The sequence below is a fragment of the Citrobacter sp. CK191 genome, assembly GCF_030333435.1.
Lineage (GTDB): Bacteria > Pseudomonadota > Gammaproteobacteria > Enterobacterales > Enterobacteriaceae > Citrobacter_B > Citrobacter_B koseri.
This window is the reverse complement of the sequence record NZ_JAOWFX010000032.1, coordinates 82,204-97,211: the sequence shown is the minus strand read 5'-3', so window position 1 is coordinate 97,211 and position 15,008 is coordinate 82,204. Positions and strand designations below refer to the sequence as shown.

Genomic DNA, 15,008 nt, shown 5'->3' with positions numbered 1-15,008 from the left:
GGAAAAGGTGGCTCTCATGAAATCTTCTCGTCTTATTCAAAAAACGCCGATCCCGGCAAAGCTTGCGCTCTGTATCGCCAGTGCGCTGGCGTTGAGCGGGTTGAGTGGACACGTTCTGGCAGCAGGATGTAGCCAATCCTCCAGTACGCAATTTTTCTGCGATGATACGACGATCTATTATTTTGGTAATCCTCTGAATGGTGGTTCTCGTGATTACACCACGTTTGATGAAGTATTAATTAATACCAGCCAGAATGGTATAACCACACCGCTTCAGGGGTGGGGAGTCTATCTTGATTCAACGGGGTACAAATTTAAAGACCTGGTAATTAACACCACGGGATCTGAAGCTGACGGTATTCACTCCAAAAACGCAGGGGGGAGGCTGGAAGCGGAAAATATCAAGATTACCACGACCGGAACCAGTTCTGATGGGATTAATCTGGGACGCGAACTTAACAGCGCTTACTCAATTGTTGAAGTCAGCGGTAATGTTTCTGTCGATGCTTCTGACGGCATGGGACTACGCGCAAATATCTCCAGAGTAAATACGAGTGCGAAATCTTCTATTATTATTCATGGGAATGCTGATGTTGTAACCCGAGGTAATGGTGGTGCAAATTCTGGCTATGGTATTTATGCTGGTAAAGATCCTGGAGATTTATTTGGTAGCGCGGCAGGCGTTGCGGATGTCACGATCAATGGGACTGCAAAAATCACCACTTCTGGTTCGAATGCTCATGGGGTTTATGCGGGACGAAAAGGTGAGATTAACCTTAATAACACTGATATCACGACAACCGGGAACGGGGCGAATGGTATCTATGCTTACGCCAACAGTGACTTTTCCAGAGTAAATCTGGGTGGGAATACAACCATTAAAGTGACAGGCAATAATGCCTATGCGATGTATGCCTACCAAAGTAAAGGTTTAATCCGCTCCTGGGATGCCGCAACGGATACCGCAAGCTCTGGTATCTATGATATTGAGGGCAATTTGTATGCGCGTTCGAGTGGCATTATTGACCTTACAATGGATGATGGCAGCCAGTTTGTCGGTATAGCCAACTCATCACAATTGGAAAATACAACATCGCTTCGTGCCACAATAAATCTCAACATGAACGGTGCAAACAGCGAATGGACGATGACCGGGAACTCTGTGGTCTCTACTCTGACGCTGAACCAGGCCACATTGCGTTATAGCGCAGATGGCGTGTCCCGCGATGACGAAAGTACCTTTAAAACCCTGACCGTGATGGGCAACTACACCGGCACAGATGCGTTACTGGTGTTGAACACCGTGCTTGAAGGCGATGACTCTTTTACCGATAAACTGATCGTCAAAGGGGATACCTCCGGCAATACCAACGTAGGCATCAATAACATCGGCGGTGTGGGCGATCTGACCCTTAACGGCATTGGGATTGTGGACGTTGAGGGCGTTTCCGACGGAACGTTCACCAAAGCCGGACGTATTGTGGCGGGCGGCTATGACTATGACGTGGTGAAAAATGCCAGTAACTGGTATCTCACCAGCCAGCTAAGCCCGGTGGAGCCAGAACCAGAACCTGAGCCGGAACCGGAACCGGAGCCGGAACCAGAAAACCCGGACCCGGTCGATCCACCAACACCGCCGGGACCGGTTGACCCGGTGGATCCGCCAGCACCACCAGGGCCGGTTGATCCCGTGGAACCACCAACGCCGCCAGGACCGGTCGATCCTGTTGATCCCCCTGCGCCACCAGAGCCACCGCTGCCGCCAGCGCCTGAACCTGGTGAACATCAATACCGCCCTGAGTTTGGTAGCTATCTGGCGAACAACTATGCCGCCAATACGCTGTTTATCACCCGTCTGCACGATCGCCTGGGTGAAACCCAGTACACCGACATGTTAACGGGCGAGCAGAAAGTGACCAGCATGTGGATGCGTAACGTAGGTGGTCATATGCGCTTTACTGATGGCAGCAAACAGCTGAAAACGCAGGCTAATCGCTATGTATTGCAGATTGGCGGCGACCTGGCGCAGTGGAGCAGCGATGGTCTCGACCGCTGGCATCTGGGGGTGATGGCAGGTTATGCCAATCAGAAAAGTAAAACGCATAACACCCATAATGGCTACGCTTCACGCGGTCATGTGAACGGCTACAGCGCGGGGGTGTATGCGACGTGGTATGCGAATGAAGCGGATAAAACCGGGACGTATCTGGATAGCTGGGTGCTCTATAACTGGTTTGATAACACCGTGCAGGGTGACCATCTTGCCAGTGAAAAATACAAATCTGACGGTATCACGGCGTCTATCGAAGGGGGATACACCTTCCTGATAGGCGAAAGCGAGCGTACGAGTTACTGGCTCCAGCCAAAAGCCCAGGTGATCTGGATGGACGTGCAGGCCGACTCGCACCGTGAAAGCAACGGCACCCAGGTGAAAGACAAAACTGACGGCAACCTGATGACCCGACTCGGTGTGCGCGCATACCTGAAAGGCCATAACGCCATTGATGACGGCAAAGACCGTGAGTTCCAGCCGTTTGTTGAAGCAAACTGGCTCCACAATACCCATAACCAGAGCGTCCAGATGGGGGCGATCCGGGATGAAATCAGCGGCACCAAAAATATTGGTGAGCTGAAAGTTGGTGTGGAAGGGCAAATTAACCCGCGTTTGCAGGTGTGGGGGAATGTAGCTCAGCAGGTAGGCGACAACAGTTATAGCGATACAGCAGCGATGTTGGGGGTGAAATACAGCTTCTGAACCATAACGGCGGATAGCTTACCGGGCCTACGGACTATTTTGTAGGCCGGATAAGGCACAGCCGCCATCCGGCAGGCGCCCGGTGGCGCTACCGCTTACCGGGCCTACGGGCTATTTTGTAGGCCGGATAAGGCAAAGCCGCCATCCGGCAGGCGCCCGGTGGCGCTACCGCTTACCGGGCCTACGGGCTATTTTGTAGGCCGGATAAGGCAAAGCCGCCATCCGGCAGGCGCCCGGTGGCGCTACCGCTTACCGGGCCTACGGGCTGTTTTGTAGGCCGGATAAGGCATAGCCGCCATCCGGCGAAAAGTGTTAAGGCGATGCATTGCATCGCCTTTTTTCCGGTTGCGTTAGTCGATTTTTTCCCTGTCCGGCGCATAGTCAAACTCCTGCTTTCCCGCTACAGTTATTCATCCACGGCTTGCAAGGAGAGGATCATGCTCTATATCTTTGATTTAGGTAATGTGATTGTCGATATCGACTTCAACCGCGTGTTAGGTGCATGGAGTGACCTGAGCCGTGTCCCGCTGGCTTCGTTGAAGCAAAGTTTTACGATGGGAGAGGCGTTTCATCAGCATGAGCGGGGGGAGATCACTGATGAAGCCTTCGCAGAAGCATTGTGCCATGAGATGGCGTTGCCGCTGAGCTATGAGCAATTTTCCCACGGCTGGCAGGCGGTATTTGTCGCATTACGGCCCGAGGTTATCGACATCATGCATAAGCTTCGCGAGCAGGGGCATCGTGTCGTCGTATTGTCTAATACCAACCGTCTGCATACGACCTTCTGGCCGGATGAATACCCTGAAGTTCGCCAGGCTGCCGATCATATTTATCTGTCCCAGGAATTGGGCATGCGTAAACCTGAGGTGCGGATTTACCAGCATGTTTTGCAGACAGAAGGTTTTTCTGCCGCCGATACGGTCTTTTTTGACGACAACGCCGATAATATAGAAGGGGCTAACCAGTTGGGGATCACCAGTATTCTGGTGACGGATAAAACGACCATCCCGGACTATTTCGCGAAGTTGTTATGCTAAAAAACGTGCATCAAAAAGCCAGGCATCATACGCGTCCAGTCAGGGCCTGGCTTAAACTGTTGTGGCAGCGCATTGACGAGGACAATATGACCACCCTCGCGGGGAACCTGGCCTATGTCTCGTTGCTCTCGTTAGTGCCGTTGATCGCCGTCGTTTTTGCGCTTTTCGCCGCCTTTCCCATGTTTTCCGACGTCAGCCTCCAGTTACGCCATTTTATTTTTGCTAACTTCATCCCGGCGACGGGAGATGTTATTCAGCGTTATATTGAGCAGTTCGTCGCAAATTCCAACAAAATGACGGCGGTAGGCGCTTGTGGACTGATCGTCACGGCGCTGTTGCTGATGTATGCCATCGACAGCGCCCTGAACACCATCTGGCGTAGCAAACGCACGCGTCCAAAAGTGTATTCTTTCGCCGTTTACTGGATGATCCTGACCCTGGGGCCACTGCTGGCGGGCGCCAGCCTGGCGATCAGCTCCTATCTGCTTTCTCTGCGCTGGGCCAGCGAGCTCAACACGGTTATCGATAACGTCCTGAGGGTATTCCCTCTGATTCTCTCCTGGATTTCGTTCTGGCTGCTGTACAGCATTGTGCCGACCACGCGCGTACCAAACCGCGATGCTGTTGTCGGCGCTTTTGTCGCAGCGGTACTGTTCGAAGCAGGAAAGAAAGGATTCGCGCTTTATATCACCATGTTCCCGTCATATCAGTTGATTTACGGCGTGCTGGCGGTTATCCCCATTTTGTTTGTCTGGGTGTACTGGACATGGTGTATCGTCTTGCTTGGTGCCGAAATAACTGTCACTCTCGGGGAATACCGCAAACTCAAACAAGCCGCAGAACAAGAAGAAGCAGACCAATCATGATTGCATTAATTTAGCGCGTAACCCGTGCCAGCGTCACCGTGGAGGGCGAGGTGACGGGTGAAATCGGCCAGGGACTTTTAGTGTTATTAGGTGTCGAAAGGGATGATGACGAACAGAAAGCGAATCGCCTGTGCGAGCGCGTGCTCGGTTATCGAATTTTTAGCGATGCCGAAGGCAAGATGAATCTCAACGTGCAACAGGCGGGGGGAAGCGTGCTGGTGGTGTCGCAATTTACGCTGGCTGCCGATACCGAACGCGGTATGCGACCGGGCTTCTCAAGAGGCGCCGCGCCGGATCGCGCTGAAGCGCTGTATGAATACTTTGTTGAGCGCTGCCGCCAACAGGAAATGAACACGCAAACCGGACGTTTCGCTGCTGATATGCAGGTCTCGCTGGTCAATGATGGCCCCGTAACGTTCTGGCTACAGGTATGAGCCAGCTTCCGGCGTGGCCGCGGGTAACAAGAGAGAGTACAGCTATGTATCACCTTCGAGTACCGCAAACAGAAGAAGAATTAGCACGTTACTACCAGTTTCGCTGGGAAATGCTGCGCAAACCGCTCCACCAGCCGAAAGGCTCCGAACGCGATGCCTGGGATGCGATGGCGCATCATCAAATGGTGGTGGATGAAGAGGGGAACCTGGTTGCGGTAGGGCGTTTGTATATCAATGCGGATAACGAAGCTTCTATTCGTTTCATGGCCGTTGAACCGTCTGTTCAGGATAAAGGGCTGGGAACGTTGATGGCGATGACCCTGGAGTCCGTGGCGCGCCAGGAAGGGGTAAAACGCGTCACCTGTAGCGCCCGTGAAGATGCGGTAGCGTTCTTCGCCAAACTTGGCTTTGTGAATCAAGGGGAAATCACGACCCCGCAAACCACGCCGGTTCGCCATTTTCTGATGATTAAACCGGTCGCGACGCTGGATGACATTCTGCACCGTGGCGACTGGTGTGGGCAGCTTCAGCAGGCTTGGTATGAGCACATCCCGTTAAGTGAAAAAATGGGGGTGCGCATTCAGCAGTACACTGGTCAGAAATTTATTACGACCATGCCTGAAACGGGCAATCAGAATCCGCACCACACGTTGTTTGCCGGGAGTTTGTTTTCACTGGCAACGCTTACCGGCTGGGGGCTGATCTGGCTCATGCTGCGCGAGCGTCATCTGGGCGGTACGATTATTCTCGCCGATGCGCATATTCGCTACAGCAGGCCCATCAGCGGCAAACCCAGCGCAATTGCCGATCTGGGGTCGTTGAGCGGCGATCTGGACAGGTTGGCGCGAGGCCGTAAAGCACGCGTGCAACTGCAAGTGGAGTTGTTTGGCGACGAGACGTCAGGCGCAGTTTTTGAAGGTATTTATATCGTATTGCCGGCAAAACCGTTTGGCCCTTATGAAGAGGGCGGCAACGAGGAAGAGTAGGATAAAGGGGGTACCTCCTTTATTCGATAAAGGCTTCAGCAGGAAGTTTAAAGCGCTCAGAGAGCGCTTTTATATGAGCGACGGTCATCCAGGCATTGATTGAGTGCTCTGAACTCTGGCGCGTGCTTTTCGTAATCACGGATGCGGGCAGATAGCAGCTCAAACAACGGGTTTTCCAGATCGTTGCGGTCAACCAGAAACTCTATCAACGACAATGTCCTACGGTATGTTTTCAAGATGAAAACAAAAGTGGATATTAATAAATCGTCCCTGTAGATGGGTTTCCAATACGCCAGGCGATATCCCGCATTACATTTCGTGCGGCATGGCTAACGCCGCCCAACTGGAAAAATCCATGAATCACGCCGAGGTAGCGTTGGCAGGTACAATCAACGCCCTGTTCCGTGAGCCGTTGATAAAGTGCTTCACCCTCATCGCAAAGTGGGTCAAATTCTGCCGTAATAATATGTACTGGCGGCAGAGTGCTGAAATCATCCCGCCAGAGAGGACTAACTTCAGGATGTTGACGGTCAGTCTGCTGTAAGTACATCTCATAGCCGGAAAGCAGCGTATCTCGGGTGATGATGTAATCCAGACCATGACGGGTGTAGCTGTTAAACCCTGCGGTTGCGTCAAGCATGGGGTAGATAAGCACAAGCTGTACGGGTTGCCAGTGATTTGCCTGCTTCAGGCGTAATGCGGTGACAGCGCTGTCGCCAGCAAGGGTAATACGCTTGCGATCGATGCCAAGCTCTTCAGCATGATTCCAGATAATGTTTGCCCCTTTTTCAGCATCGTCATGCGCGGCCGGGAAAGTATGCTCAGGGGCAAGGCGATACTGTACCGCAATAATCCGGCAACCGCTGTGGTACGCCAGTTGTCGCAGTTGGTTATCATGTGTAGCAAACCCGCCGCTGATGAAGCAGCCGCCATGATAGTAGATAACGCAGGGCAGCGTTTCAGAAGAGGCCAGTGGCGAAACCACGCGAAATGTCATTGCATCAATTTCAATATCGTCAACCTGTACACGCGTTTCTGTCTCTCCGGCAAGTACTGTACTGGCGATATAGCCAGCCCTCCGATCATCAATATTTTGCTCCCGTGAAGAGGGGCGACCCGCAGCGATAAACGCCTCAACCAGCTGTGCAATACCGCTTTCCAGTGCCATTTTTACTCCCTTAATCTGTATGGATATACAGCGTTATAACCTGGTTTTTAGCGAAAAGGAACGGGGAGTGTTGACGAGGTTGCAATTCTGGAAAGCGGCTCGTAAAAGCAAAAATCGCGCTCATAAAGTCTTTTTTCTGGTCTTTCATCGGTGTATGTTGTTTGAAAATTAATCGCCAATGATATACTGGAGGTATATATGAGTATGATGGCTGGGATGGAAATGGGCAGAATATTACTTGATTTATCAGATGAGGTTATCAAGCGGCTTGATGACCTCAAACAACAGCGTAATCTTCCGCGAGCAGAGCTATTACGCGAAGCAGTTGAACAATACCTGGAAAGGCAGGGACAAGCCGAAACCACTATTTCCGATGCGCTGGGGCTCTGGCAAGGTTGCGAAGAAGATGGCGTTGAATACGAAAGGAAGCTCCGCGAGGAGTGGCAATGATTAAAGGTCCGGTGTTGTTTGACACCAATATTCTCATTGATTTATTTAGCGGGCGTGATGAAGCGAAGAAGGCGCTCGAAGCTTACTCACCCCAGAATGCCATTAGTCTCATTACCTGGATGGAAGTGATGGTAGGGGCAAAAAAGTACCATCAGGAATCCCGCACACGTATAGCATTGAGCGCTTTTAACGTTATTGGCGTTTCACAGGATATTGCCGAAAGAAGTGTCAGTCTCAGGCAGGAATACGGGATGAAGTTGCCGGATGCGGTCATTCTGGCTACAGCGCACATTCATCGTTTTGCGCTCGTGACGCGCAATACAAAGGACTTTGCGGGGATTCCGGGAGTCATTACGCCTTACCATTTATAAGCCGGGCGGCACGCGCCACCCGACCTGACGTCAGAATTACTCCCCTTCGCCCGGGAACAGGAACGGGTTGATGGAGCTGCGGGCAAAGCCCTCTTGCTCCATGCGCGCGTCCAGCACCAGTGAGGCGAGATCGTCGGCGACGGCTTCCACTTTCGGGTCTTTTTCCTGATACAGAATTTTCAGGTAAGTACCGCAGTCACCACAGCTTTCTGCTTTAATCGACGCCTGTTCGTTATCCAGCGACCAGTAGTGCAGATCGCGACTCTGCTCGCAGTTACTGCATTTGACGCGCACTACATGCCACTCGGTTTCGCACAGGTTGCAGTGCAGGTAACGCAGACCCTGCGTGGTGCCGATTTGCACCATGCTGGAAACCGGCATTGAGCCGCACACCGGGCAATACTGACGCTGCTCGCCGTACTCCGCACGGGCTTTACCGGGGATCAGGCTAGCCATTTGCGCCCAATAGAGCGACAGCGCCGCCCAGATAAACGGGGCTTTATCACTGCTGACGGAGGCGAAATCGGATTCAAACAGCGCGCTCGCCATTTGCTCCAGTTCCTGTTCCGAAGCCTTCTCCAGATTTTCGATTACCGCCAGCGCGGGGCCGCTCATCTCCGGTTTCAGCTCAGCAATCAGCGAATGCAGCAGTTTCTGCCAGTGCTTATCGCGCGGTAAAACGTGAATGTCCAGCGGCGGTTTGCCCTGCGCGTTCGCTTCTTTGATGCGCGCGGTCAGATCCATCTCCAGCGGATGGTCGTACAGCACCACTTCCTGGGCATGTGCGATCAGCGCGGCAAAGCGCAGATAATCGCCAAGCGGGTTGTTTTCGGCCAGCTCGCGCAGACGCTCGGCGCGGCGGTTATACAAATTTTTGAGCCGGGGGAACAATAACGGCGGAATCATATCCGCCGTACGTTTCTCGCTCTTCTCCAGCTCATCTTGCGGGATTATGCGAATACTCATTCAGATGACTTTTCCTGTTTCTGGCGGACTTCACGGTACCAGCGCGGGTGATGTTTCTTCGCCCATGACCGGGTTACCCATCCCTCCACCATCGCGGTAATGGTGCCTTTCACCCAGAGGGCGGCGTAAATGTGCACCATGATAACCACAATTAACGCTACTGCGGCAAATGAATGCAGCATTAACGCGAATCGGATCACCGGGATTGAGAAAGCAGGCGCAAAATACGGACGCCAGATGATCACTCCGCTGACCAGCAACAGGACCAGGAAAATAATCGCCGCCCAGAATACGCATTTCTGGCCGAAGTTATAACGTCCGGTGTCGCCGACTTCCTCGTTGACGACGATCTTACGAATATTCTTCGCCCAAAAGATATCATCCCGATTGATTAGATTGTGGTGCCAGTAACGGAAAAACATGATGATGAATGAGGCGAACATGATCACGCCCACGAACGGGTGCACAATGCGCGCCAGCTGTGGGGTGCCCATGATATGCATCAGCCAGTTGAAGGACGGGAACAAAAAGCCCAGTCCGCTCACCGCCGCCAGTACGAAACAGAAGGCGGTGATCCAGTGGTTGATGCGTTCCGGCGCCGTATAGCGCACGATGGTGTCACGTCGTTTCATTTGCGCACCTCGTCTTTCTCTTCATGCAGATTGTCTTCTTCCTCATCTGCACGGTTCGGGCCGACACCGACATAGTGGAAGATGCTGGCCGCAAAGGTCGCAGCAAAGCCGACCGCTGCGAGAGGTTTCCAGATGCCTTTCCAGAATTTCACCGTCGCGCTGATTTCCGGGTTTTCCGGCAGACCGTGGTACAGATTCGGTTTGTCGGCATGGTGCAGCACGTACATGACGTGAGTACCGCCGACGCCCGCCGGATCGTACAGACCTGCATTGTCGTAACCACGGGTTTTCAGCTCAGCCACACGTTCGCCTGCCAGCGTTTTCATCGCCTCTTTGGAACCAAAGTGGATAGCGCCAGTCGGGCAGGTCTTCACGCAGGCCGGTTCTTGCCCCACCACCACACGGTCAACGCACAGCGTACATTTATAAACGCGGTTGTCGTCCGGGTTGAGGCGCGGCACATCGAACGGACAACCGGCGATGCAGTAGCCGCAGCCGATGCACTGTTCAGACTGGAAGTCGACAATGCCGTTGGCATACTGAATGATAGCCCCTTCTGCCGGACATGCCTTCAGGCAGCCCGGATCGGCGCAGTGCATACAGCCATCCTTACGGATAAGCCATTCCAGTTTGTCGTCTTGCTCCACTTCCGAGAAGCGCATCACCGTCCAGGATTTTGCGGTCAGATCAGCCGGGTTGTCGTACACCCCGATGTTGCTGCCCACTTCATCACGGATGTCGTTCCATTCCGAACAGGCCACCTGACAGGCTTTACAGCCAATACAGGTGGTGACGTCGATAAGCTTCGCCACCTCTTGCTGGTGATCCCGCGCCTGTGGCGCGGGAGTGAAACCGTTAGTCGCGGAACGACGAATGATGTCTTGCGATTGATAAGCCATAGGTCGTCTCCGTTACACCTTTTCCACATTCACCAGGAAGGACTTGAACTCCGGCGTCTGCGTGTTCGCATCACCGACGAATGGCGTGAGCGTATTGGCGATAAAGCCTTTTTTCGCCACCCCTTCGTAGCCCCAATGAATAGGAATACCGATGGTATCGATATCCTTGCCGTCTGCTTTCAGCGTGCGAATGCGCTTGGTCACTACCGCCTTGGCTTTGATATAGCCACGGTTGGAGGAGACTTTTACGGTATCGCCATGCGCGATGCCGAGCTTGTTCGCCAGCTTCTCGCCGATCTCCACAAACTGTTCCGGCTGCGCGATAGCGTTAAGCAGCGCGTGTTTGGTCCAGTAGTGGAAGTGCTCGGTCAGACGGTAAGTTGTTCCGACGTAAGGGAACTTATCGGCTTTACCCAACGCCTCTGCGTCGCCTTTAAAGATACGGGCGGCAGGGTTGGAGATAACGTTCGGGTGCAGCGGGTTCGTCCCCAGCGGCGTTTCAAACGGCTCGTAGTGTTCCGGGAACGGCCCTTCCGCCATCTTGTCGAGCGCGAACAGGCGACCCATCCCTTCCGGCTGCATGATGAACGGCCCGACGTTGCTACCCGGCGCAGCGGCGCTGTAGTCCGGGATATCCATCCCGCCCCATTTCGCGCCGTCCCATTTCAGGATTTGGCGCTTCGGATCCCACGGGTTGCCCTGTGGATCGGCGGAGGCGCGGTTATACAGAATGCGGCGGTTCAGCGGCCATGCCCATGCCCACCCCAGCGTATTGCCGAGGCCTGACGGATCGGAGTTATCGCGGCGCGCCATCTGGTTGCCTTCCGGCGTCCAGCTACCGGCGAAAATCCAGCATCCGCTGGAAGTTGTGCCATCGTCACGCAATTGGGCGAACGAGCTGAGCTGTTGGCCTTTCTTCACGATCACCGCACCCGTTGCCGGGTCGATAAGATCGGCCAGCGCTTTACCGTTACTTTCCATCGCCACTTCTTCCGAAGACGGTTCATGCGGCGTGGAGTAGTTCCAGGTCATATTCAGCACCTGTTCCGGGTTCGCGCCGCCTTGCTCGGCGTACATCTTACGCAGGCGTAAGAAGATACCGGCCAGGATCTCGCCGTCGGTTACGGCGTCGCCGGGGGCGTCCGCGCCTTTCCAGTGCCATTGCAGCCAGCGGCCGGAGTTGACGATAGAGCCGTTCTCTTCGGCGAAGCAGGTTGACGGCAGACGGAACACTTCGGTCTGGATTTTCGACGGATCAACATCGTTCGACTCACCGTGGTTTTGCCAGAAGGTGGACGTTTCGGTATTGAGCGGGTCGATAGTCACCAGGAACTTCAGTTTAGAGAGTGACGCAACCACTTTGTTTTTGTTCGGGAATGAGGCGACCGGGTTAAAGCCCTGGCAGAGATAGCCATTGACCTTGCCTTCGTTCATCATCTCGAAGTATTGCAGGACGTCGTACCCTTTGTCCCACTTCGGCAACCAGTCGAAGCCCCAGTCATTGTCCTTCGTCGCGTTATCGCCAAAGAAGGCTTTCATCATAGAAACGAAGAATTTCGGGTAGTTGCTCCAGTAGTTGACCTGACCTTCCAGCAGCGGTTTTGGCGTGTTGGCGGCAAGGTAGGTTTGCAGGTCGGTCTGTTTTTCGCTGGGCAGCGTCATGTAACCCGTCAGGCTTTGCGACAGCAACCCTAAGTCAGTCAGCCCCTGAATGTTGGAGTGACCGCGCAGCGCGTTGACGCCGCCGCCAGCCATCCCCATGTTGCCGAGCAACAGTTGGATCATCGCCATCGTGCGGATGTTTTGCGCGCCGATGGAGTGCTGCGTCCAGCCGAGGGCATACAGGAACGACGCGGTTTTATCTTTGACGCTGGTTTCCGCAATGTATTCGCATACTTTCAGGAAATCGGCTTTCGGCGTGCCGCAGATATTTTCCACCACCTCCGGCGTATAGCGGGAAACGTGCTGCTTGAGCAGGTTCCACACGCAGCGAGGATGTTGCAGCGTGGTATCGCGTTTAGCGAAGCCATTTTCATCCAGTTCGTAGGCCCAACTGGTTTTGTCGTACTTGCGTTTATCCGCGTCATAGCCCGTAAACAGGCCATCTTCGAAGCCAAAATCTTCACGCACGATCAGGCTGGCGTTGGTATAGGCTTCGGTGTATTCGCGGTTGTATTTTTCATTGTTCAGCAGGTACAGCAGTACGCCTGACAGGAAGGCAATGTCAGTACCGGAACGGATAGGGGCATAGAAATCGGCCACCGACGCCGTACGCGTGAAGCGAGGATCAATCACAATCAGCTTCGCGCCGTTGTGAATTTTAGCTTCCATCGCCCAACGGAACCCTACCGGGTGGGCTTCAGCGGCGTTACCGCCCATCACCACGATGAGGTTGGCGTTCTTCATGTCGACCCAGTGGTTGGTCATCGCACCGCGACCAAATGTTGGAGCAAGACTTGCTACCGTTGGTCCGTGTCAGACACGCGCCTGGTTGTCGACCGCGAGCATACCGAGCGCGCGGGAGAATTTTTGCGTTAAATAGCCGGTTTCGTTACTGGATGCGGAAGCGCACAGCATCCCGGTGGAGAGCCAGCGGTTAACGGTCACGCCTTCGGCGTTCTGCGCAACGTAGTTGGCGTCGCGGTCTTCTTTCATCAGTTTAGCGATGCGGTCGAATGCCTCATCCCAACTGATTTGCTGCCATTTATCTGAACCTGGCGCGCGGTATTCCGGGTATTTCAGGCGGCTTTCGGAGTGAATGAAGTCCACCAGACCGGCCCCTTTCGGGCAAAGCGCGCCACGGCTGACCGGATGATCCGGATCGCCCTCGATGTGGAAGATAGATGCTTTGGCGTTTTTTGCACCGTCGCCGAGGCTGTACATTAACAGCCCACAACCAACGGAACAGTAAGTGCAGGTGTTACGGGTTTCGCGGGTGCGCAGCAATTTATATTGCCGTGTTTCCGCTAGCGCTACGCTGGGTGCGAAACCCAGTGCCGCCGCCGTGGTGCCTGCCATACCGCCAGCGCAGATCTTAAAGAACTGCCTTCTGCTGACCTGCATGGTTTGCTCCTTGTTTCGACATTGCTATGTAGTTTTACTTTGCGGACCACCATGAAACCGGCCGCAAAGGGAAGAATTTGCGCATTCCCTCAGTTCCGGGAGGGATATAACTCAGGATACCATAATGTTGGTAGGTGTGTTCTGTTGCGGTTAAATAAAAGTGAATGAGTTTTCATGATGGCAACATGAAAATGTGATGTTTATCACATTGATGCATAATGACTGACGATCTTTGCAACCGAAAAAGCAGGAACTAATACTTTGGAGTTAATAAATTTCGCTGCGTAATCATCACTATGTTAAATAATTGTGTTGTTGTTCGAAAAGAGATGAGGTATCAGCATTCTTTATCGGTAGTTCTGGATGGATCGACTTTTCTGGCGGTAGATAATATTTATTATTTATACAATAACGGGATTTAATCTTTTATATGAATCTTTATATATGTCTGGTGAATGTATATAAGGATTTCCTTTGAGGATTTTCCTGGAATAAATTCTTAAAAATAATCTTTCGATTGTATGGTTTTTTGACAAATGATAAATTTCGCCAACCAATATTGTATGTTGGTGTCATGTCAATTTTTTGAAATATGCAGAGGTCATCATTATATAAAGTGGCTTCTTTTATAAGGAAATAAAAATGAATGTTTTTTTTAAAAAAAGCCTGATGGTGTCTGTGCTGGCGCTGACGGCTTCTTCCGTTATGGCGGCACCGAGCGTTGATATTAAAGTATCAGGGAAAATTGTTCCTGCTTCCTGTATTCCGTCATTCCCAAGCGGCGGCGGTATCGCTGATTTTGGCACCATCAAAGTGGCGTCATTAAATTCAACTGCGCCAACCGCACTGCCTGACATTAAAACCGTGCCAGTCGCCATTACCTGTGAAGAAGATACGCGTGTCGGCGTTTCTTTTACTGATATGCATAGCGCTTCTGTACCGACCACCGGTTATGCCATTAATTTCGCATCGACTGATTTCATTTCTTCTGCTAATTATCTTTTTGGCCTGGGGCTGTACGGTAGCCAGAAAATTGGGGCATATGCGCTGGGTATTCAGATTGATTCAGGAACGCTGACTAACGGCAATGGCGATAACCTGATTGCCTATTTCTCAGCAAATGACGGCACTACCTGGGGAACAAAAGCAGGCAACAGCTATATGCAGATTATAAATAATAACAGCGAGGTTTACAGCTTTGGTAAAAGCTCGGCTGATGCGCCAGAACCGCAAACAAAAGTCAACTTTAACGTCGGTGTGTCCGCGATTATCAACCCGACAGACGATCTGCAAATTACCGATGAAGCGACGCTTGACGGCTTAACCACCGTAGAGCTGGTATATCTGTAATTACACTGCACGTATCGTAGATGCTCCCCAT

The 15,008-nt window shown here is 52.7% G+C and carries 12 protein-coding genes and 2 pseudogenes; 8 read left to right on the top strand and 6 right to left on the bottom strand.

Annotated features, from left to right (window positions below; translation table 11 throughout):
- The first annotated feature begins 16 nt into the window (after window positions 1–16).
- The 5 genes and pseudogenes from OGV82_RS17175 (at window position 17) to fabY (ending at window position 6,078) form a co-directional block, all read left to right on the top strand.
- Window positions 17–2,755: an autotransporter outer membrane beta-barrel domain-containing protein gene (locus OGV82_RS17175; protein WP_101744344.1), complete on the top strand. Its 2,739-nt coding sequence runs from the start codon at window positions 17–19 to the stop codon at window positions 2,753–2,755.
- 437 nt (window positions 2,756–3,192) lie between these two features.
- Window positions 3,193–3,792, top strand: coding sequence for a glucose-1-phosphatase (yihX, locus tag OGV82_RS17170; RefSeq protein ID WP_047459890.1), 600 nt, complete (start codon window positions 3,193–3,195; stop codon window positions 3,790–3,792).
- A complete protein-coding gene (locus OGV82_RS17165) occupies window positions 3,786–4,658 on the top strand; it encodes a virulence factor BrkB family protein (RefSeq protein WP_012133924.1) in 873 nt (290 codons plus the stop codon). Before yihX ends, OGV82_RS17165 begins: the two co-directional genes overlap by 7 nt.
- Window positions 4,655–5,092 (top strand): annotated as a pseudogene (dtd, locus tag OGV82_RS17160) (D-aminoacyl-tRNA deacylase). The gene OGV82_RS17165 and the pseudogene dtd overlap by 4 nt, the downstream one beginning before the upstream one ends.
- Window positions 5,093–5,136: 44 nt before the next feature.
- Window positions 5,137–6,078, top strand: a complete 942-nt coding sequence (fabY, locus tag OGV82_RS17155) for a fatty acid biosynthesis protein FabY (RefSeq protein WP_024130670.1) — start codon at window positions 5,137–5,139, stop codon at window positions 6,076–6,078.
- 19 nt (window positions 6,079–6,097) lie between these two features.
- On the opposite strand, the pseudogene OGV82_RS17150 reads toward fabY, so the two are convergent.
- Both OGV82_RS17150 and OGV82_RS17145 read right to left on the bottom strand, forming a co-directional pair.
- Window positions 6,098–6,305: pseudogene (locus OGV82_RS17150) on the bottom strand (helix-turn-helix domain-containing protein); the annotation flags it as partial.
- A gap of 29 nt (window positions 6,306–6,334) precedes the next feature.
- Window positions 6,335–7,246, bottom strand: coding sequence for an alpha/beta hydrolase (locus OGV82_RS17145; RefSeq protein ID WP_101744343.1), 912 nt, complete (start codon window positions 7,244–7,246; stop codon window positions 6,335–6,337).
- 204 nt (window positions 7,247–7,450) lie between these two features.
- On the opposite strand from OGV82_RS17145, the gene OGV82_RS17140 reads away from it, so the two are divergent.
- On the top strand, window positions 7,451–7,696 hold the full coding sequence (locus tag OGV82_RS17140; protein WP_162790489.1) for a ribbon-helix-helix domain-containing protein: 246 nt from the start codon (window positions 7,451–7,453) through the stop codon (window positions 7,694–7,696).
- Entirely contained in the window at window positions 7,693–8,067 is a 375-nt protein-coding gene (locus tag OGV82_RS17135; protein ID WP_047459878.1) for a type II toxin-antitoxin system VapC family toxin, read from the top strand. The genes OGV82_RS17140 and OGV82_RS17135 overlap by 4 nt, the downstream gene beginning before the upstream one ends.
- A gap of 36 nt (window positions 8,068–8,103) precedes the next feature.
- On the opposite strand, the gene fdhE is transcribed toward OGV82_RS17135, so the two are convergent.
- The 4 genes from fdhE to fdnG are packed head-to-tail and all read right to left on the bottom strand — an operon-like array spanning window position 8,104 to window position 13,627.
- The gene (fdhE, locus tag OGV82_RS17130) at window positions 8,104–9,033 is read right to left on the bottom strand and encodes a formate dehydrogenase accessory protein FdhE (RefSeq protein WP_047459875.1); all 930 of its coding nucleotides are present in this window, start codon (window positions 9,031–9,033) and stop codon (window positions 8,104–8,106) included.
- Window positions 9,030–9,665 carry a formate dehydrogenase cytochrome b556 subunit gene (fdoI, locus tag OGV82_RS17125; protein WP_012133917.1) on the bottom strand — a complete coding sequence of 212 codons (636 nt, stop codon included), beginning with the start codon at window positions 9,663–9,665 and terminating at the stop codon, window positions 9,030–9,032. The genes fdhE and fdoI overlap by 4 nt, the downstream gene beginning before the upstream one ends.
- The gene (gene fdoH, locus OGV82_RS17120; protein ID WP_012133916.1) at window positions 9,662–10,564 is read right to left on the bottom strand and encodes a formate dehydrogenase O subunit beta; all 903 of its coding nucleotides are present in this window, start codon (window positions 10,562–10,564) and stop codon (window positions 9,662–9,664) included. Before fdoH ends, fdoI begins: the two co-directional genes overlap by 4 nt.
- A gap of 12 nt (window positions 10,565–10,576) precedes the next feature.
- A complete protein-coding gene (gene fdnG, locus OGV82_RS17115; RefSeq protein WP_081353215.1) occupies window positions 10,577–13,627 on the bottom strand; it encodes a formate dehydrogenase-N subunit alpha in 3,051 nt (1,016 codons plus the stop codon).
- A gap of 642 nt (window positions 13,628–14,269) precedes the next feature.
- On the opposite strand from fdnG, the gene OGV82_RS17110 reads away from it, so the two are divergent.
- Window positions 14,270–14,977, top strand: coding sequence for a DUF1120 domain-containing protein (locus OGV82_RS17110; protein WP_047459869.1), 708 nt, complete (start codon window positions 14,270–14,272; stop codon window positions 14,975–14,977).
- Window positions 14,978–15,008 lie beyond the last annotated feature (31 nt).